20 protein-coding genes are annotated in these 18,870 nt (G+C 67.2%); 10 read left to right on the forward strand and 10 right to left on the reverse strand.

Annotated elements, in window-relative coordinates; all coding sequences use genetic code 11:
• The first annotated feature begins 121 nt into the window (after positions 1–121).
• From BJL86_RS16430 to BJL86_RS16440, 3 genes are all read left to right on the forward strand, one after another.
• Positions 122–1,003: an alpha/beta fold hydrolase gene (locus BJL86_RS16430; RefSeq protein WP_082908261.1), complete on the forward strand. Its 882-nt coding sequence runs from the start codon at positions 122–124 to the stop codon at positions 1,001–1,003.
• A 144-nt stretch (positions 1,004–1,147) separates the two neighbouring features.
• Positions 1,148–2,413, forward strand: coding sequence for an APC family permease (locus tag BJL86_RS16435; protein WP_067470868.1), 1,266 nt, complete (start codon positions 1,148–1,150; stop codon positions 2,411–2,413).
• A 75-nt stretch (positions 2,414–2,488) separates the two neighbouring features.
• Positions 2,489–3,433: an SDR family NAD(P)-dependent oxidoreductase gene (locus BJL86_RS16440; protein WP_067470908.1), complete on the forward strand. Its 945-nt coding sequence runs from the start codon at positions 2,489–2,491 to the stop codon at positions 3,431–3,433.
• Positions 3,434–3,443: 10 nt separating this feature from the next.
• Here BJL86_RS16440 and BJL86_RS16445 read toward each other — a convergent pair whose 3' ends face one another.
• Together BJL86_RS16445 and BJL86_RS16450 are read right to left on the reverse strand one after the other, a co-directional pair.
• Positions 3,444–3,938 carry a DinB family protein gene (locus tag BJL86_RS16445; RefSeq protein ID WP_156515163.1) on the reverse strand — a complete coding sequence of 165 codons (495 nt, stop codon included), beginning with the start codon at positions 3,936–3,938 and terminating at the stop codon, positions 3,444–3,446.
• A 77-nt stretch (positions 3,939–4,015) separates the two neighbouring features.
• On the reverse strand, positions 4,016–4,624 hold the full coding sequence (locus BJL86_RS16450) for a dihydrofolate reductase family protein (protein ID WP_067470872.1): 609 nt from the start codon (positions 4,622–4,624) through the stop codon (positions 4,016–4,018).
• Positions 4,625–4,711: 87 nt separating this feature from the next.
• Between BJL86_RS16450 and BJL86_RS16455 the strand changes: the two genes are divergently transcribed.
• Positions 4,712–5,182: a winged helix-turn-helix transcriptional regulator gene (locus tag BJL86_RS16455; protein WP_067470874.1), complete on the forward strand. Its 471-nt coding sequence runs from the start codon at positions 4,712–4,714 to the stop codon at positions 5,180–5,182.
• Positions 5,182–5,847, forward strand: coding sequence for a DNA alkylation repair protein (locus tag BJL86_RS16460; protein WP_082908264.1), 666 nt, complete (start codon positions 5,182–5,184; stop codon positions 5,845–5,847). The genes BJL86_RS16455 and BJL86_RS16460 overlap by 1 nt, the downstream gene beginning before the upstream one ends.
• Before the next feature lie 8 nt (positions 5,848–5,855).
• Here BJL86_RS16460 and BJL86_RS16465 read toward each other — a convergent pair whose 3' ends face one another.
• Positions 5,856–6,029, reverse strand: a complete 174-nt coding sequence (locus BJL86_RS16465) for a hypothetical protein (protein WP_156515164.1) — start codon at positions 6,027–6,029, stop codon at positions 5,856–5,858.
• Between the two features lie 69 nt (positions 6,030–6,098).
• On the opposite strand from BJL86_RS16465, the gene BJL86_RS16470 reads away from it, so the two are divergent.
• Positions 6,099–7,067, forward strand: coding sequence for a hypothetical protein (locus tag BJL86_RS16470; protein WP_067470876.1), 969 nt, complete (start codon positions 6,099–6,101; stop codon positions 7,065–7,067).
• Positions 7,068–7,090: 23 nt separating this feature from the next.
• Positions 7,091–7,468, forward strand: coding sequence for a hypothetical protein (locus BJL86_RS16475; protein WP_067470878.1), 378 nt, complete (start codon positions 7,091–7,093; stop codon positions 7,466–7,468).
• Positions 7,469–7,511: 43 nt separating this feature from the next.
• On the opposite strand, the gene leuS is transcribed toward BJL86_RS16475, so the two are convergent.
• On the reverse strand, positions 7,512–10,478 hold the full coding sequence (gene leuS / locus BJL86_RS16480) for a leucine--tRNA ligase (protein ID WP_067470880.1): 2,967 nt from the start codon (positions 10,476–10,478) through the stop codon (positions 7,512–7,514).
• A gap of 166 nt (positions 10,479–10,644) precedes the next feature.
• Between leuS and BJL86_RS16485 the strand changes: the two genes are divergently transcribed.
• Together BJL86_RS16485 and BJL86_RS16490 are read left to right on the forward strand one after the other, a co-directional pair.
• Positions 10,645–11,262: an SdpI family protein gene (locus BJL86_RS16485; RefSeq protein WP_231887076.1), complete on the forward strand. Its 618-nt coding sequence runs from the start codon at positions 10,645–10,647 to the stop codon at positions 11,260–11,262.
• A gap of 70 nt (positions 11,263–11,332) precedes the next feature.
• The gene (locus BJL86_RS16490) at positions 11,333–12,037 is read left to right on the forward strand and encodes an aspartate/glutamate racemase family protein (RefSeq protein ID WP_067470884.1); all 705 of its coding nucleotides are present in this window, start codon (positions 11,333–11,335) and stop codon (positions 12,035–12,037) included.
• Between the two features lie 241 nt (positions 12,038–12,278).
• On the opposite strand, the gene BJL86_RS16495 is transcribed toward BJL86_RS16490, so the two are convergent.
• On the reverse strand, positions 12,279–12,794 hold the full coding sequence (locus BJL86_RS16495) for a DUF202 domain-containing protein (protein WP_067470886.1): 516 nt from the start codon (positions 12,792–12,794) through the stop codon (positions 12,279–12,281).
• Positions 12,795–12,813: 19 nt separating this feature from the next.
• Entirely contained in the window at positions 12,814–13,224 is a 411-nt protein-coding gene (locus BJL86_RS16500; protein ID WP_067470912.1) for a YidH family protein, read from the reverse strand.
• Positions 13,225–13,304: 80 nt separating this feature from the next.
• On the opposite strand from BJL86_RS16500, the gene BJL86_RS16505 reads away from it, so the two are divergent.
• Positions 13,305–14,306, forward strand: coding sequence for a bile acid:sodium symporter family protein (locus tag BJL86_RS16505; protein ID WP_067470888.1), 1,002 nt, complete (start codon positions 13,305–13,307; stop codon positions 14,304–14,306).
• 11 nt (positions 14,307–14,317) lie between these two features.
• On the opposite strand, the gene BJL86_RS16510 is transcribed toward BJL86_RS16505, so the two are convergent.
• Genes BJL86_RS16510 through ureC form a run of 4 tightly spaced genes read right to left on the reverse strand, consistent with a single transcriptional unit; the run spans position 14,318 to position 18,836 of the window.
• Positions 14,318–15,307: an urease accessory protein UreD gene (locus BJL86_RS16510; RefSeq protein WP_067470890.1), complete on the reverse strand. Its 990-nt coding sequence runs from the start codon at positions 15,305–15,307 to the stop codon at positions 14,318–14,320.
• Entirely contained in the window at positions 15,304–15,957 is a 654-nt protein-coding gene (gene ureG, locus BJL86_RS16515) for an urease accessory protein UreG (protein WP_231887077.1), read from the reverse strand. The genes BJL86_RS16510 and ureG overlap by 4 nt, the downstream gene beginning before the upstream one ends.
• Positions 15,958–15,972: 15 nt before the next feature.
• On the reverse strand, positions 15,973–16,692 hold the full coding sequence (locus BJL86_RS16520) for an urease accessory protein UreF (protein WP_067470893.1): 720 nt from the start codon (positions 16,690–16,692) through the stop codon (positions 15,973–15,975).
• Complete coding sequence (gene ureC / locus BJL86_RS16525) at positions 16,689–18,836, reverse strand: urease subunit alpha (RefSeq protein ID WP_075845114.1); 2,148 nt, start codon at positions 18,834–18,836, stop codon at positions 16,689–16,691. Before ureC ends, BJL86_RS16520 begins: the two co-directional genes overlap by 4 nt.
• Positions 18,837–18,870 lie beyond the last annotated feature (34 nt).

The following is an 18,870-nucleotide window of genomic DNA, read 5'->3' on the forward strand; positions in this document are numbered from 1 at the left end:
TAGGAAAGGCTAGGTTTTCTCCGCGGTGGCAACGCGGTATACCCATAGAAGAACTAGAACACGTTGCAGTACGGTGGATACATCTACATTCTGCCCGCGCAGGAGGAGGAGATTCTCGCCCATGGCCGACAACACCGGCACCGCCGCACTCACCTTCGAGGGCTCGAGCCAGACGATCGAGGCCGACGGCTTCACGTTCCACTATCACGAGGCCGGTCCGGACGGTTCGCCGGAATCGCAGGTCCCGGTGTTGTTCCTCCACGGCTCTGGCCCCGGGGTCACCGCGTGGTCGAACTTCGGCGGCAACCTCCCCTACTTCGCCGCCCGGTTCCGCACGATCCTTCTCGACATGCCAGGTTTCGGGCTGTCCTCGGATCACGAATGGGAGCGCGCATATCCACTGGTGGCGGCGGATGCGATCGACACTTTTCTCGAGGCGAAGGGCATCGCACAGGTCGACATCGTCGGCAATTCCATGGGCGGGAACGTCGCGGCGGAGCTGGCCCTCGCCCACCCCGAGCGCGTGCGCAAGATGGCGCTCATGGGCCCCGGCGGGCTCGCCGCTCCCCTGTTCTCGCCCGAGCCGAGCGAGGGTTCGCGCCGACTCTTCGAATTCCTCCAGGACCCCACCGATGAGAAAATGTCGGCCTGGGTCGACACCATGGTGGGCAACAAGAAGGTCGTCTCCGACGAGCTCATCCGCGCGCGCACAGAAGCAGCCACGGCGCCCGGTGCGGTCGAACGCATGTATTCGATCTTCGGGTCCATCCTCGATCCGACCAAGGAGTACACCCCGCTGTACGCCCGCGCGAGCAAGATCCGTCAGGAGACCATGCTCATCTGGGGCCGGGACGACCGGATGCTCCCCTACGAACAGGCGCACTTCGCCTTCCGCCAGCTCCCCCGCGCCGAGCTCCACGCCTTCTCGCGCTGCGGCCACTGGGCAATGATCGAACAGAAGGACAAATTCTCCCGTCTCGTGTCGGACTTCTTCACGCACTAACCACACACCACCAGGTATGACGGCGGAGTCGCGCCGCCAGGCGGGCCTCGCGCGTCCGCCGTCATGGGCGACAATGGATGCGCGCGGAGCGGGCGACTTCGCCGTAACCTTGCAGCGGACACCCCGACGCAGGAGCACGAGAAGATGAACCGCCCCGCACCACTCGCCCGCTCGTTGGGACTGGGCGATGCCATTGCCATCGGACTCGGATCGATGCTCGGCGCAGGCGTATTCGCCGCGTTCGCGCCCGCCGCCGGGGTCGCGGGTTCGGCGATGCTCCTGGGACTGGCGCTCGCGGCCGTGGTGGCCTTCGCCAATGCCACCTCCTCCGCGCAGCTCGCGGCGCAATATCCGGATTCGGGCGGCACCTACGTCTATGGACGCGAGCGACTGGGCCCGTGGCCGGGATTTGCGGCCGGCTGGTTTTTCGTCGTCGGAAAGCTCGCCAGCTGCGCCGCCATGGCTCTGACCTTCGCCGCCTACGTCGCCCCGTCAGGCTGGGAGAAGCCCTTTGCCGTCGGCGCGGTTCTGGTCCTCACCGCGGTCAACTATGTGGGCGTGACAAGAACCGCGGCGCTCACGAAGATCATCGTCGCCGTGGTGATCGCAGTGTTGGGTCTGGTCGCCGTCGCCGCTTTTGTCGCCGCGCCGTCGGACGGCGGCAAAGTCCTCCCAGGTCTCGGCTTCGGCGAGGGCGGTCCGGTCACGGGGTATGCGGTCCTGCAGTCCGCGGGCCTGCTGTTTTTCGCCTTCGCCGGGTATGCGCGCATCGCGACTTTAGGGGAGGAGGTCCGCAGGCCCGAGCGCACGATCCCTTCCGCGATCACCATCGCGCTCACGGCGACGCTGCTCATCTACGCGGTGTTGGCCGTCGCAGCACTCGCGGTGCTGGGGCCCGAGCGGCTGGCGGACTCGTCCGACCCGCTCCGCGAGCTCGCTGCCGCAGGAGGCTGGGACTGGACGGCGCCGCTGGTCCAGATCGGCGCCGCCGCTGCTTCGCTGGGGGCCTTGCTCGCCCTCATCGCGGGCATCAGCCGCACGAGCCTGGCGATGTCGCGCAATGGCGATCTCCCCCGCATCCTCGACGCCGTTCATCCGCGCTTTCGCGTCCCCCACCGCGCGGAACTCGCCGCGGCGGCCGTCGTCTGCGCCCTGGTGCTTGCTGCAGATCTGCGCTCGGCCATCGGGTTCTCCTCGTTCGGCGTCCTGCTCTACTACTTCGTCGCCAACGTTTCGGCATTCACGCAGGACCACACGCACAGGCGGTATCCGCGCGCACTCGCGGTCGTCGGCGCCGTGGGCTGCCTCGTTCTCGTCGCCACACTCCCGTGGCACTCCATTCTTGCCGGTGTCCTCGTGGGAGCCGTGGGTTTCGCATACCGCGCCGTGGTCGTACGCGCGAACGACTAGGAGCTGCGCGCCGTGCGTTTCCATCCGGTGGAATCGGCGCACCCGCGGCGACGGTGCGCAGATACCGTGGGCACCATGTCGACTGATAACCCTTCCGACTCCGAGGCCAGCGTCGAAACCACTACCCCGTCCACTCGAGTCGCCCTGGTCACCGGGGGGAGCCGCGGCGTCGGGCAGGGAGTTGCCCGGGCTCTCGCCGATGCCGGATGGCACGTGTACGTCACCGGCCGCAGCGCAGAGCGGCTCGCCGCGACCATCGAGGGTCGCGAGCACTCGATCTTCCCGCTCGAGGTCGACCACTCCGACGACGCGCGCGTGGAGGCCGCCTTCGATGAGATCCGCACGCGCTCGGGTCGCCTGGACCTGCTGGTCAACAACGTGTGGACCAACCCGAAGGGCTTCATGGGCTTCGGCTCGACATTCTGGGAGCGGCCGGTCGACGACTGGGATTCGCTCATCGGCATCGGGCTGCGCGCCCACTACGTCGCGAGCGTCGAGGCGGCGAAGATCATGGTTCCGCAAGGAAGCGGACAGATCGTCCACATTTCCTCGTTCGGATCGCGCGCGCCGTTCCACACCGTGCTCTACGGGATGAGCAAGACCGCGCTCGACAAGATGGCCGCCGACATGGCCCACGACCTGCGCGAGACCGGCGTGCGCTGCAATTCCCTCTGGCTCGGCCTCATCCGCACCGAGCTGCTGTTGTCCTTCGGCATGGAGGAATTCAATGGCTTCCCGCTGGATCGCGCGGAGGACCCCGAGTTCGTCGGCCGGGTCATCGCCGCGCTCGCCGAGGACCCCGACATCCGTAGCGGCGACACCATCATCACCGCCGAGTACGGCCGCGGCCACGGGATAGTCAATAATGACGGCGCGCAGCCGATCTCGCACAGGGGCGCGTTCGGCGGAGGACCGTTATTCCCGCCGGTCACCGATGCGCAGCTCGGCCTCGACACCGCCGACGAGGTCGCCGAACACACGGGAAAGTCGGGCGCCGCCGAGAACGTCGCCGGCCACTAACCTTCCTGGGTCAAGCTCGGTTATTTTGCGCCTCCGGTTCCCACGCTGGATCACGTCCGATGAAGGCGATGAGCTGAATTACCGGGTCCTCGCTCGAAGTATGTATGGGCGGGCCGTACTGACCGGAGTCCCGGAGGACCTGTTCCATCTGTTTCATTCCGGCCAGGAGTTCGTTGGCGAAGTCCGGGTCAAGATCTGGAGTCCGGGAGTTGGCCCGCGCCAGGTCCCAGGTGTGCATGAACACATCCGCTGTGTAGATTCTGTCGATCACCTCGGCACATGTCTGGCCGGCCATCGGCCCCTTACGGACGACTGTCGAATTGACGGCCGGGTCGGCCAGGTATTCCGAGAGTTCGCTGCTGCGGGTCGTCCACCGCGAAGCGAGCGAATCCGTGACGTCGTCGGCCAGGTCGAGCCCCATCCAGTCCGAAAGTACGGGAACGGGCCAGGCCAGCAGATGTTCGACGACGTCGTTGGCCGTCCATTCCGGGACCGGGGTGGGCAACGTTGGGTCGTTTAGTTCGCGAACCTCGTGAGCGAAGTTTTTGGCGAAGGTGTCATGTCGTGCGGCGAGAGTTTTCATCATGATCCTGACGTCGTGAGCGAATACCGGAGGAATACTGCGCCGGAGCCCGAGGCGGTGGCTTCTTGGAGCCGCCACTTCGAGGATCTGGCGATATCGGGGTGGAACAATGAGCTGCCGCCGGCAGTGATTTCCGGGGCCAGGGTGATCTCGAGTTCGTCGATCTCGTCGTGTTCAAGGAGGTGGCGGATCAGCGAGGCGCTGCTCAGCACTCGGATGTCACCTTCGGCGACGTCCCGGAGTTCGCGGATCGTTTGTTCAGGCGAGGCAGTTGAAATGCGCGTGTTTTTCCACTGAGCCGGCTCATTCAGCGTGGATGACACGACCACTTTGTCCACGGCGTCAAGCCATTGCGCGAACGTACGATCGCGAGGATCAGCGGCGTCGTCCTCGCACACCTGCGGCCAATAGCCGGAGAAGCCTTCGTACCCGACCCGCCCCATGACGGCGACCATACTGTCGGTCATCTGAACCAGGTGGTCGCGGGATTCGTCGCTGACCGCATACGGGGCGATGCAACTCATGTCGTCCGCCCCAGCGGAGCCTGTCGTGTGGCCGTCAAGCGTCAGGGTGATGTTTGCAATTACTCGAGGTCGTGACGTTTCCATCGTCTACTCGCTCCACTAGTAGTAGTTTGCTACTAGTCAAGCTACCTCGGGTAGTACTATTCTGCAATCAGTTCTTTCGAAAAACTTTTGGATGAAGGTGGGGAGGGTTCGGCTACGCGCACGAAAAGATCGAGCTGCCCGATCAACCATGCGGTTGAGCTCCTTGGCGATCAGTGGTCGCTTCTGGTGTTGCGAGACATGGCAATGCTCGAACACCGAACGTTCCGCAGTTTGTTAACCGGATCGCAGGAGGGGATTTCCCCTTCGACCTTGTCGAACCGGCTCCGGTCACTGGAAAATTTGGGGTTGATCGAGCGCGCGCCCGTCCCGATCGGTCATCAGGGCCGCTACACGTTGACGGAGGACGGCGTCGCTCTCGTGCCGCTCCTGTTCGAGCTCGCTCGTGCGGGGTCATTTCTCGACCCTTCGACCGAGGCGACCGCCCCGGGCGTCGAGGATCTCTACGGCGATAGCGAGGGAATCGCGGCATTCACCGAGTCGATTCGCGCGAGAGAAGAAGCCTTGCGAAATACCCCGATTGGTCCGGGGACGGACTGATGACGACCGATCGCTTCGCCGAAATCCAGCGCGAGCTCACGAGCCGCGCGGACCCCGAGGCGGCGCGGGCGCAGGAAAAGAATTACGGGATACCTGCCGATCACGTGTACGGCGTCCCGATGCGAGAAATGAAGAAGCTGGCCGCGGACATCGGTACCGATCACGCCCTTGCCGAACGGCTCTGGGACACCGGAAACTACGAATCGCGCACCATCGCAGCGTTCATCGCCGACCCTGTGGAAACGTCGATCGACGTGATGGACCGGTGGTGTCGCGACAGCGACAGCTGGGCACTTGTGGACACGCTGTGCTTTCGCCTGTTCGACCGAGCCCCGGAGCGGTGGTCGAGGCTGGAGCCGTGGGCGCAAGACGACGAACTTTACGTCAAGAGAGCGGCGTTTGCGCTGCTCTGGGCCCTCGCCTTACACGATAAGGACGCGGACGATCACCAATTCGTGGATGCCTTGGCACTGGTCCGGGAGCACGCCGACGACGATCGCCACCTCGTCACCAAGGCTCAGACAATGGCGCTGAGGGCAATTGTCAGCAAGCGGCCCGCCGCGATCCCAGCAGTGTCCGATCTTGTGGCTGACCTGGTCGAATCACCGTCTGCAGCACGTCGACGGGTCGGCCGACCAATTCTGAAATTAATCGCCGACGCGTAGCGATTCAACTAGAAACTCCGCAACCCGAGTCGGCCCGGCTCGAACTCGATATCTTCGGATTCCGGCATTTCGAGCGCGTCAACAATCGACCGCTCGCAAGGATCGCCGTCCACTTGCTCGTCTTTGATGTTCCCCATCGTCACCACCCCTGTCTTCAGGGCAAGAATATAGCCGGCCCGCACGATTCGACAGCCCCCATCGACGGCGGCACCGTCGCACTTCAAAGGCCGCCTGTGGGTACCGTTGTTCCCATGACTTCTCCCTATGACGCCGAAGGTACCGATTCGAACGGCATGCCGGATTGGCGCCGCAATGCGCAGGCGGAAGTCCTGCTGTCCGGGCCCGCGCCGACCGCCGCGGCAATCATCGCGACGCTGCAACAAGTGCTCGGCGATATCGCCACGATTTCCGCCGGCGAGCAGATCGACTCCAGCGGCGAGCCCTTCGTCAACGTCGACTACCGCGGCGTCGCGCTCGTCGTGCGCTCACGCGCCGAGGCGCTGTCCCCGCAGGACGTGCCCGAGGGCGAGGATTTCAACGGCGGGATCAGCTTCCCCCAGTCGAATCCGTCATTCAACGGTCCGCTCAACGCTTCTCGCGGGCTCGTGGTGTGGGGCGGCAACGCCGGGCAGCTGCTGCGCACCACCGCACGCATCCACGTCGCCGGCGCCGTGTACGCCCCCGACGAGCAGTCGGGAAAGCCGGTGGGCGCGGAACTTCCGCTCGATGCGCTGCGCGAGGAGCTCGCGGTCGCGACGATCACCTCGGCGCTCACGGTCCTCGACGCCGGCGGTGCCGAGTCGCTCGGCGTGTGGGTCCCCCTCGCCGGTCTGTGCGTGCCCGCGGACGTCTACCGCGACACCGTCGCGCACGCGCCGCTGCCGGTACCGATCCTCGTAGGCCTGCGCGTCGGCGTATTCACCGACAACCCGGACGCGCCCATCGACCCGGAGAACCCGCCGCTGACCTTCGCATTCACCACCGGCATGGCGCGCTTCGGCCGCGCGGATCTCGAGTTCCCCCGCTCGCCGCAGTCGCCGCCGCGAACCATGGGGACCGCGCTCGACGTGCTCGCGTTCGAGCTGGGAACGAGCTCGAGCTTCCTCGACGGCGAGGTTGTCGACCTCCGGGACGGTCGGACGTTCGACGTCAGAGCTGGTGATTCGACTATTACGGGCTGGCACGTGCTCCAGCTGACTCAGCTGACCGGGGACGAGTAGACGCTGCGACTAGCCTTAGAGGTATGGCGGCACGGCGCGAACCCGACTACGAGGCGGACCCGCTGGAGCGGCTCGAACGCAACGAGCGCTCCACGCGAGAGGCGGTCCGCTATGGGCTCGTGTCCGCGCTGTTGGTAATCGCGTTCGTCTCGATCCTCGCTGCGGTGATCGGGTTCGACGCCGGCACCGGGTTCACCGCGAAGCGGCTCGAGGTACTACTTCCGCCGCTACTGCTCGCCGTCTGCCTCGCCCTCGGCGCCAGCTGGCAGACCTATCGCCGCTGGCAGAACCATATTCGGTGGCGGCCGTGGCTGTGGCTGACCCAGCTCATGTGGATCGGCGCGACGGGCTATATGTTGCTCGTCGGTTCCGCGCTCGTGGCCCAGCCGCCGCAGGTGTGATCGCTGCGGCGGCTGGACACTGGGTGTGCGGTCACTTCCCTACTCAGGGAACGACATTGACCATCTTCCCGGGGACAACGATGACCTTCTTCGGCGTCTCGCCACCGAGCATCTCGGCGATCTTCGGGTCCGCGAGGGCGGCGGCCTCGACGTCGGCCGGGGAGGCGTCGGCGGCGACCTGAATGCGCGAGCGCACCTTGCCCTTGACCTGGATCGGGTACTCGACGGTGTCATCGACCAGCAGCGATTCGTCGGCGGTGGGGAACGGGCCGTGGGCGAGCGAAACCTCGTGGCCGAGCCGCGACCACAACTCCTCGGCCACATGCGGCGCGACCGGCGCGACCATGAGCACGAGCGCCTCGGCCGCCTCGCGCGGAGCGCCGCCCGAGCCGAACGCCTTGGTCAGGGTGTTGGTGAACTCGATGAGCTTTGCAATCGCGGTGTTGTCGCGCAGCTCCGCGTAGTCCTCGCGCACCCCGGCGACCGCGCGGGCCAGCGCCTTCGCGACATCGCCCTCGGGCGCGTCCTCGGAAACGTGCACCTCGCCGGTCTCCTCGTTGACGACGACGCGCCACAGCCGCTGGAGGAAGCGGTGCGCGCCGACGACATCCTTCGTCGCCCACGGCCGCGACTGGTCCAACGGACCCATCGACATTTCGTACACCCGCAGGGTGTCTGCGCCGAAGTTCTCGGCCATCTCGTCGGGGGAGACGGAGTTCTTCAGGGACTTGCCCATCTTCCCGTATTCCTCGCGGACATGGACCTCTTCGCCCTCCGGGTTGGTCCAGAAAAACTTTCCCTCGCGCTCGGTGACCTCGGCTGCGGGCACATAGATGCCGCGCGGGTCGGTGTAGGCGTAGGCCTGGATGTAGCCCTGGTTGAACAGGCGGCGGTACGGCTCCGACGAGGACACGTGGCCGAGGTCGTAGAGCACCTTGTGCCAGAAACGCGAGTACAACAGGTGCAGTACGGCATGCTCCACGCCGCCCACGTAAAGATCCACGCCGCCCGGATCGTTCGCGCCGTGCTCATTCGGGCGCGGGCCCAGCCAGTAGGCCTCGTTCTCCGGATCGGCCATGGCCTCGGTGTTCGTCGGGTCGGTGTAGCGCAGTTCGTACCAGGACGAGCCGGCCCACTGCGGCATGACGTTCGCGTCGCGGGTGTATTCCTTCGGCCCGTCACCGAGGTCGAGCGTGACCTTCATCCACTCGGCGGCCTTGGCCAGCGGGGGAGAAGGCTCGGAGTCCGCGTCCTCCGGGTCGAAGGACACCGGGCTATAGTCGTCGACCTCGGGGAGCTCGACGGGCAGCATCTCGTCGGGCAGCGCGTGCGCGATTCCGTTCTCGTCGTAGACGATGGGGAAGGGCTCGCCCCAGTAGCGCTGGCGCGCGAACAGCCAGTCGCGCAGTTTGTACTGGATCTGGCCGCTGCCCAGGCCCTCGGCCTCGAGGAAGTCGATGACCTTATCCTTGGCCTCGGCCTGCTCGAGGCCGTTGATGTCGAGGGCGCCGGAGGCGGAATTGATCGCGGTGCCCTCGCCGGTGAAGGCCTGCTCGGGGTCGTAGTCGCCGCCTGCCGGCTTGACGACCTGGATGCGCTCGAGGCCGAAGGCCTCGGAGAACTCGAAGTCGCGGGAGTCGTGCGCCGGGACCGCCATGATCGCGCCGGTGCCGTATCCGGTGAGCACGTAGTCGGCGATGAACACCGGGATCTTCGCGCCCGACAGGGGATTGACGGCGTAGGCACCGGTGAAGACGCCGGTCTTCTCCTTGTTTTCCTGGCGCTCGAGATCACTCTTCGCCGCGATGGCCTTGCGGTAGGCATCGACCGCCTCGCGAGGGGACGAAGCGCCGCCGGTCCAGCGCTCATCCACGCCGTCAGACGGCCATTCGTCCTTCGTGATCTGGTCCACGAGAACGTGCTCGGGGGCGAGCACCATGTATGTCGCGCCGAACAGCGTGTCCGGGCGGGTGGTGAACACGGCGATCTTCGACGATGGGTCCTCTGCCAGCGGGAAACCGACCTGCGCGCCGCGCGAACGGCCGATCCAGTTGCGCTGCATCGACTTGACCTTCTCGGGCCAGTCGAGGTTGTCGAGGTCGTCGATGAGGCGGTCGGAATACGCGGTGATGCGCATCATCCACTGGCGCAGATTCTTGCGGAAGACGGGGAAATTGCCGCGCTCGGACTTACCCTCGGCGGTGACCTCCTCGTTCGCGAGGACCGTGCCGAGGCCGGGGCACCAATTGACCATCGAATTCGACAGGTACACCAGGCGGTAGTCGGCGAGGACTCGCTCGCGCTCGGTGGCGTCGAGCTCCGACCAGCCGCGATTGCCCAGCTCGGCGGCGACCTCGGGGGCCAGCGCGCGCTTTCCGCTCGCGAATTCCTCGACCAGCTCCGAGATCGGTCGGGCGCGGCCGGTGCGGCCGCTGGGCGCTACGCCCTCGTGCTCGCGCACGGGCGCCTCGGCGTCGAACCACGAGTTGAAGATCTGCAGGAAGATCCACTGCGTCCACCGGTAGAACTCGACATCCGTAGTGGCGAACGAGCGGCGCGGATCGTGGCCGAGGCCGAGGCGTCCGAGCTGGCGCTTCATGTTCTCGACGTTCTGCTCCGTGGTGACCCGCGGATGCTGCCCGGTCTGCACCGCGTACTGCTCGGCCGGCAGGCCGTAGGCGTCGTAGCCGAGCGCGTGCAGCACGTAGCGCCCGAGCATCCGGTGGTAGCGGGCGTAGACGTCCGTAGCGATGTACCCCAGCGGGTGGCCGACGTGCAGGCCCGCGCCCGAGGGGTACGGGAACATGTCCTGCACGAACAACTTGTCGGCAGGGAGGGAGCCGTCCTCCGCCGTCAGAGGCCCGACGGGGTTGGGCGCGTGGAACGTGCCGCGCGCAGCCCATTCGGCCTGCCAGCGCGGCTCGATCTCGCCCGCGAGGCGGGCACTGTAACGATGAGCCGGGCCGGACTCGCCGGCGGCGGGCTGGACGTTGTCGCTGGATGTGCTCAATGTGCCTGATCGCCCCTATGCTGCGTTCGGATTCGGTCTGTACGTATGTGCGGTACGCGCGTTCCGCACGGTTCCGGGCTCACCCCTGGTCCCGCGGATAGCCTATCGACCCAACCAGTCTAAGCCCGAATGGGTATTCTGCCCTGGTGGGCGTAACCTTGGGGCCGTGGACACTACGGCAACTTTTGTGGTGAGCGTGCTGTTCCAGGTCGTGTTCTTCGTCCTGGGAGCGGCGCTACTGGCCGGCGGCATCGCCGCCCTTCGCGAGCGGCTGCCCGGCAACTCGTGGTTCGGCGTGCGCACGCCCGAGACGCGCGAATCGCCGGAAGCGTGGACGATTTCGAATAAAGCCGCAGCTCCCGGCTTCTTGGCTGCCGGTGGGGCACTGGTTCTCGCCGGGCTCGGGCTTGTACTTGTTGACGGCGTGGTGGCCGTCGCTATTGCTGTGCTCGGGGTGCTCGTCGCGCTCGGAATGGCCTCGTTCGCCGGGCTGGCCGGGTCGAAGGCCGCCGCGATCTGGCTCGACAACGCTCGCCGTACGGGCACGCTTCCGGAGTCGATGGACCCGAACGCGATGTCGTCGTCGTGCTGCTCCGCCGGGGGAGGATCCGGCGCTGCTGGCGAGACCGCGTCGGTCGGCGCTTCGGCTGGGGCTGCGTCAGCCTCGGGCTCGAGCTCGGGCTCGGACTCGGGCGCGCCCGCCTCGGACTGCGGCGTGACAGGCGGCTGCGGCAGCTGCTCACTCAAGGGCATGTGCGCGCCGGAGGGTTCGCACCAGCACTGAGCGCGCCCGCGGCCTTCCGCCGAGTTGCACAGTCAAATATATCGGCTACCAGGGAGGATGCACGTCCGAGTTGAAGAAGTTGGGACTGATCGGCGGCACCGGACCGGAGTCGACGCTCATCTACTACCGCCGGATTATCGAAGGCGTGCAGGCGGCCACGCGCCCGGACCTTCTCGCGCCGATGACCATCGAATCGCTCAGCGCCTTCGACGTCTTCGAGTACGCCGGTCGGGAGGACTGGGACGGCCTCGCCGATTATCTTCTCTCCGGCGTCATACGCCTCGAGGCGGCGGGCGCGGAGGTCGCGTCCCTCACCGCGAACACGCCGCATGTGGTCTTCGACCGGCTCGCGGAAAAATCGCCGTTGCCGCTGGTCAGCTCCGTGGAATCGACGCGCCGGGAGATCCGTACGCGGGGCGCGAGCTCGGTGATCCTCCTCGGCACCGAGTTCACGATGGTCGGCGATTTCCTCTCCGGGCCGCTGCGCGCGGACGGCATTTCCGTCGCCGTGCCCAGCGCCGACGAGATCGCTTACATCCAGGACAAGATCGCAACCGAGCTCGAATTCGGCGTGGTGCGCGAGGACACCCGGGAGGGGTTCTGCGACATCATTCGCCGCCTTGCCGCCGATGACGGCGGAGAGCTCGTTATTCTCGGCTGCACCGAACTCCCGCTCCTTCTCGACGATTTCACTTCGCCGGTGCCCACGCTCGACACCATGGATCCGCACATCGCCGATCTCGTGCGGGTGGCGCTGGGGGAGGAGCTCGGGTAGTTCCGATCCCGGCGCTTCGGCCGCTCTTTGCGGCCCTCCTTCCGGCCGGCACCATCTCGAGTCCCGCAGACCTCGCGAATTGCCAGGGTCTGCGGGACTCGAGATGGTGCGCGGGCGTGGGAGCCAAGAGAACGGTCGGGGAGAGACCAGAACCGAGGGCGCTGGGGGAGCCGGGGGCGCTGGGGGAGCTGGGGTGCTGGGGCAAGCTGAGGTAGGGGATGCAGACAGTGCGTGCGTGTGGTCAGCCGACGTAGAGCGCGACCATGAGGGCGAGTGCCAGGAGCGAGAGGACCACGCACAGCGCCGTCATCGCCGCGAGCGGTGCCCAGCGATAGCGCGTGTGATCGTCGCGCTGCAAGTCTCGCTGCCCGGCTCGCTGCTCGGCCGCGGGCCCGTCGCGCTGCCCGTCGCGCTGCCCGTCGCGCTGCAAGTCCCGCTGCCCGGTCGCGGGCGCGCCGCTGACGGAATGCTCGGTGTGCTCGAACCAACGAATCCGGGCGACGTGGCCCTGCTCGAACAGCGCCAGCCCACCCATGGGAATGACGATGAGTATCGCGTAGGCGGCCGTCACCCAGGGAGAAAGCATGAGCGTGAGTTTCGCCATGACCGCGAGCGCGATGGCGGTCGCGGTGAACAGGCGCACCCACGACAGGGACGTCCGCTCGGACTGCAGCCCCGGGTCCGGCGGCGGCAGAGTGTCCTTTGCGGCGAGCACGATGCCGTGGGGGCGGGGTGGGCGAGGTGCCTGCGACGTCATGGGTGATACGTCCTGATCCCTAGGCGTTCCACAGGATGCCGATGACCAGGGCCAGCGCCGCCGCGCCGACGCCGGCGACGAGGATGAGCGCGCCGGCGGGGGCGGGGAGTGGGCGGCGATTGCGCATCGCCGCTTCCATGCGCAGCCAGCGGCGGAACGAATAGATCGCCAGCGATGCGGCGATGACCAGCAGCACGACCGCAAGCGGCATGCGCACGGCACGGGGGATCGCGTCGGAGACGAAGGCTTCCAGGGCGACGGCCCCGGCGATGAGCGCCATCGAGGTGCGCAACCACGCCAGCAGGGTGCGCTCGTTGGCGAGGGTGAAGCGCGGATCGGGATCGGATCCTTCGCGCAGCGAACGGGGACGCCACCTCTCGCCCGTCGCGGAACTCGTCTCCGCCTCGCTGTCTGCGTCGTGCGTACTCACGCCTGCGAGGTTACCGCCGAGGTCGCATTGCCGGGCGAATCCGATTGGCCTCCCGGCCGCTTCGGCGATTGAATGGGGCAATGGATTTCGCACGGCGCGTGGGTAGGGGTTTGAAGAAGTTCGGTCTCGATTGGTTCATCGCCTCGATCCTTCTCGCCGTCGCCGTCGCGGCGCTGCTGCCGGCGAAGGGAGCGGGGGAGCGGGCGGTCGAAGGGATCTCGATCGCCGGAATCGCGCTGCTGTTCTTCCTCTACGGCACGCGCATGTCCCCGCGCGAAACGCTCGACGGGCTGCGGCACTGGCGACTGCATCTCACCGTCACCGTGTTCACGTTCGTCTTGTTCCCGGTGCTCGGACTGCTTGGCCAGTTCGCGCTGACACCGCTTCTCGGCTCCGGTCTCGCCGCAGGCCTGCTGTACCTCACCCTGGTGCCCTCGACCGTACAGTCGTCGATCTCGTTCGTGTCGATCTCGCGCGGCAACGTCCCCGCCGCGATCGTGTCCGCGTCCGCGTCGAACCTCATCGGCGTGTTCGCCACCCCGTTGCTGGTCCTCGCGTTGATGTCGACGACCTCGGGCGTCCACATCGACGGCTCCTCGGTGCTCAAGATCTTCGCGCAGCTGCTGCTGCCGTATCTGCTGGGGCAGCTGTGCCGGCGTTGGGTGGTGCCACTGACCCGCCGCATCGGGCCACGAATCTCGCTGTTCGACAAGGGCGTCATCGTCGTCGTCGTGTACGCGGCGTTCTCCGAGGCCGTCGCCGAGGGCATGTTCTCGCAGATCACGTGGGCCGAGGCGGGGTGGCTCGTGCTCGTGTGCTGCGTGCTGCTCGCCCTCGTGCTCTCCTTGTCCGCGCTGGCGGGGCGGCTGCTCGGGTTCTCGCTCGCCGACCAGCGCGTGGTCCAATTCTGCGGCTCCAAGAAGTCGCTGGCCACGGGGATGCCGATGGCGGCCGTGCTGTTCGCCGGTCAGCCGATCGGGTTGCTCGTGTTGCCACTGATGATCTTCCACCAGATCCAGCTCATCGTCTGTGCGTGGATGGCCAACGGGTACGGCCGCGAATACGACGCCGAGCACGCCTAGCGCTTGCGCAGCTACAGGCTGCGCAGCTCGGGGGCCGGAACGCCCAGGTAGATCTCTCTCGCCGCCGACCACATCCGGCGCATCGCGCTAGCCACGCGCTCCGGGGACTCGCCCAGAACGCGCGCCCACGCTCCGCCAGCGGGAAGCGTACTCACGCCCGTCCTCACCGATGCCTCGGTGCCTGCCTGTCCGCGCATTGCCTCGGCAACATCGTCCACCGGCGCCGGACACACCACGAACAGCGAGCCCACGGCCCCGCATCCTTCCAGCGCCACGGAGGCGCCGGGGCCGGTTCCCGCCCCGAAAACGCAGCGGTCCAACGCCAGAAGCTCGCCGCCAGGTCGCGATATGGACGTCCGCGAGTCGAACGCCTCCGCGGACCACGGTGCGTCCCGGCCGGCCCGCCCCGCCGTGAGCACCTCGCCGAGCACGAGAGTGGCTCCGCCGCCCACGACGGCGTCGACCTCGCCGACGAATCGGCTGCCCGCGTAGGGGATTGTCACGTCCGGCATCCACTCGCACACCGCATTCTCGCCGACCCCGATCCGGGTGCACTGCGACGCCCAGCCGTGCTCGGCGCGAAGCAGGCGGGTAGCGCCCTGCGTGGTGACGATGGCATGGGCGCCACGGTCGACCGCAACGTCGATGCGCAGTCGATCACCGCTCACGACGCCGCCGCCGGTCGAGGCTATCTGCGCAATGGGGACGCCGGGGAGTGCCCGGTCCGCGTAGTGCGGCCGGATCATCTGCAGCGGGGACTTGTGGAAACGCCCGGAGAGCACGGTGCGCCCGGCGTCATACCTCGCGGCATTCGGACTGCTCGCGGAACCGGCGCTCCTGGAGAACTGGACGTCGAGGACGCCGACCTTGCCCGGCGAGCCGACCGGGAGCGCATTCCCGCCCGCGGGTAGTTCGGCTACCGTTCTGGGCACGTGCCGCGGCGCGACCGCTGCCGGGGACAGCCGCGGATTGCGCGATGCGTGCGGGCCAGTCGCGCTCACGCCGATGCCGAGATACGCTCGCGGTGGGATTCGAGAAAATCCGCGATCTCGGCGATTCCGGTACCGTCCAGGCAGTTCGTGAGGACCACGGGCCGCCCCGAGCGCACGCGATCGGCGTCGGCGCTCATCACCTCGAGGTCGCAGCGCACGTACTGCGCGATGTCGACCTTGTTGATCACGAGCAACTCGCATTCGGTGATCCCGGGCCCGCGCTTACGGGGCATTTTCTCGCCCTCTGCGGTGTCGAGTACGAACAGGAACAGATCGACGAGGGCGGGGGAAAAGGTCAGGGTCAGGTTGTCTCCGCCGGATTCGAACAGCAGTGTGTCGACCTCCGGGTGGGCGTCGAGCATCTCCGCGCCGGCGGCGAGATTCATCGTCGGATCGTCCCGCACGGCGGTGTGCGGGCACGCGCCTGTCTCGACGCCGACGACCCGCTCGGGAGCCAGCGTGCCATCGAGCTCGCGTCGCACGTGCTCGGCGTCCTCCTGGGTATAGATGTCGTTGGTGATCACGGCCGGCGCCAATCCGCGATCGACGAGCACCGGTACGAGTGCCTCGATGAGCGCGGTCTTTCCCGAGCCCACGGGCCCGCCGATGCCGACGCGCAGCACGGGCGTGCCGCCGGTGTTGGTGGTGGTGTGCATCATTTCCTCTACTTTCGTCTAGCTTGCGAAGAGCCTCGCCGGTGCCGTTTCGTGCCGCATCTGTGCAATGTCCAGAGCGGGCGCGAATCCGCCCAGTTCCTCTATCGGTCGTATGACGGCGGAGTCCGCGATTTCGGTGACCACCGGCGCCGCCCGTGTGATGAGTCGCTGCGCGCCGCGGTGGTCGGTGAGTCGCAGGCGGAGCGCCGCGCCCGCGAGGGATGCCAGGTACGCGGACAGATCGGTCGCCACCGCCTCTCGCGCGCCGAGCCCGCCCCGCGCGTACACCAGGCCCATGACCACCGAGGCAGAACCGGGGGAGTGGCGCGCGGAGACGTACGCGTTCCACGCGCGAACCGCAGGGTCCTCCATGAGTTCAGCGGCCAGGTCGAGCACCTGTCGGCCCGTGCGCACCGCCGAGACCCGCGCCTGTTTCGCCAGGCGCGTCGCATGGATCCTGCGATCGATTCGGGCCAGCGCTGCGCAGAGTTCGTCCAGGTCGGTGGTGGACGAGGCGGCCCATGCGAGCGCGAGCGCCGTCGACTCCCCCGGGCCCACGTTGTGCCGGAGGATCCCGTGGACAGTGTCGGTGAGCGTGTCCGCCGACACCTCCCCGTCTTGGGCGAGGCCCTCAAGACCGTGGGAGAGGGTGTACATGCCCGAGGGAAACGACGAGTCCGATAGCTGCAGCGCGAGCAAAAGCGGGGAGAGCCGGTCGTGCACTGACGTTCCTCTCATGACATGTACAGCAGCTGCGACAGGGGCAGGGTCCGGGCGGGGGCGATCGTCGCGATCTCTCCGTCGACCCGGACGACGTAGGTTTCGGGGTCTACCTCGATGTCCGGGCAGCGGTCGTTGCGAACCATGTCCTTCTTGCCGATTCCGCGACAGCCGCGCACCGGCAGGCACGGCGAGTCGAGGCCGAGCCGATCGGGGATGCCGTCGTCGATCGCCGCCTGCGACATGAACGTCACGCGAGTCGACGTGAGCGCCTTGCCGTAGGCGCCGAACATCGGCCGGTAGATCACGGGCTGCGGCGTGGGCAGCGAGGCGTTGGGGTCTCCCATCGGCGCCCACACGATCGCGCCGCCCTTGATGACGAGCTTGGGTTTCGCGGCGAACGAATCCGCCGGCCAGATGACGATGTCCGCGAGCTTTCCCGGCTCGATGGAACCGACGTGCTCGGAGATGCCCGCCGCGATGGCGGGATTGATCGTCATTTTCGCCGCATAGCGCAGAACCCGCTCGTTGTCCGAGCCGTCGTCGTTGTCCTCGGGCAGTGGCCCGCGCTCGACTCGGCAATGGTGGGCGGTCTGGAAGGCCCGGGCCCACGACTCCCCGATCCTGCCCATCGCCTGGGAGTCGGAGGAGAAGATCGAGATGATGCCCTCGTCGTGCATCACCGTTTCCGCCGCGATGGATTCTGCCCGGACCCGAGAGTCGGCGAAACTCACGTCCTCCGGGATGTCGTGGGAGAGGTGATGGCACACCATGACCATGTCGAGAAGCTCGTCCACGGAGTTCGTCGTGTACGGCAGGGTCGGGTTCGTCGAGGCCGGCAACACGTTCGGCTCCCCGCATACGCGCAGGATGTCCGGGGCATGCCCGCCTCCGGCGCCTTCGGAATGAAAGGTGTGGATCGTGGACTCCCCGAGCGCCTCGGCGGTGTCCTCATAGAATCCGCCCTCGTTGAGGGTGTCGGTATGGATCGCCACCTGCACGTCGTACTCGTCGGCGACTGCCTGAGTGGTGCGGATCGCCTGCGGTGTGGAGCCCCAGTCCTCGTGGATTTTGAGGCCCGCGGCACCGGCACGGATCTGCTCGACCACGGCTTCCGGCCGCGCGGAGTTGCCCTTGCCGAGAATCCCGATGTTGACCGGCAGCCCCTCGGCCGCCTCGAGCATGCGGTGGATGTTCCACTCGCCGGGTGTGCACGTAGTGCCCTTCGTGCCCTCGGCCGGTCCTGTTCCGCCTCCGAACAAGGTGGTCACTCCGTTGGACAGTGCCTCGTCCACCTGCTGCGGGGCGATGAAGTGAATGTGTGTGTCGACTCCTCCGGCGGTGACGAGGCAGTGCTCGGCGGAGGCGACCTCCGTGCCCGGGCCGATGACGAGGCCCGGGTGCACCCCGTCCTGCAGGCCCGGATTGCCGGCCTTGCCGATGGCGACGATCTTTCCGTCGCGCACCCCGATATCGCCCTTGACGACCCCGAGCACCGCGTCGATGATCGTTCCACCGGTGATGACGAGGTCGAGGGCCCCCGATGCCCGGGTTCCGGAAGGGTCCTGCGCCATACCGTCGCGAATCGCCTTCCCGCCGCCGTACACCGCCTCGTCTCCGTAGCCGCAGACCCCGGCGCCGGCCGCCGCGTTGTAGTCGATCGACGGCGAAACGGTGAGGCACGTGTCGGCGAGCGGGACTCGGTCTCCGACCGTCGGCCCGTAGATGTCGACGTAGTCGCGGCGCCCCAGGACCGGCGGGCGTCCGCCCGTCCGGGTGCTTTCGGCCGGTCCGGTGTCTTCGAAGCCACCCGATTTCAACGCGGTCATGGCGCGGTCGCGACGTCCGGCGTCATCCAGCGATCCCTCGACGAGGCCGGCGAAACCGGCGCACACGCGAGAGCCCGAGAACGGCACGAGCGCCACCGTGCGGGTTGTGCCCGGCTCGAAGCGGACAGCAAGGCCCGCGCCGATCGCGAGGTGCATGCCGTACGCCGCGGCGCGGTCGAAGCGCAGCGCCCGGTTGGACTCGAAGAAGTGATAGTGCGAGCCGACCTGCACGGCGCGATCGCCGGTGTTGAGTACCTCGACGGTGACCGTCTCGCGGCCCGGATGCAGCTCGATATCACCCGATCCGTACAGATAGGGGACAGACCCTGACATGTCCTGCTCCTTTGTGACTATGGCCGGTGGCGGG

The organism is Dietzia timorensis (genome assembly GCF_001659785.1).
Lineage (GTDB): Bacteria > Actinomycetota > Actinomycetes > Mycobacteriales > Mycobacteriaceae > Dietzia > Dietzia timorensis.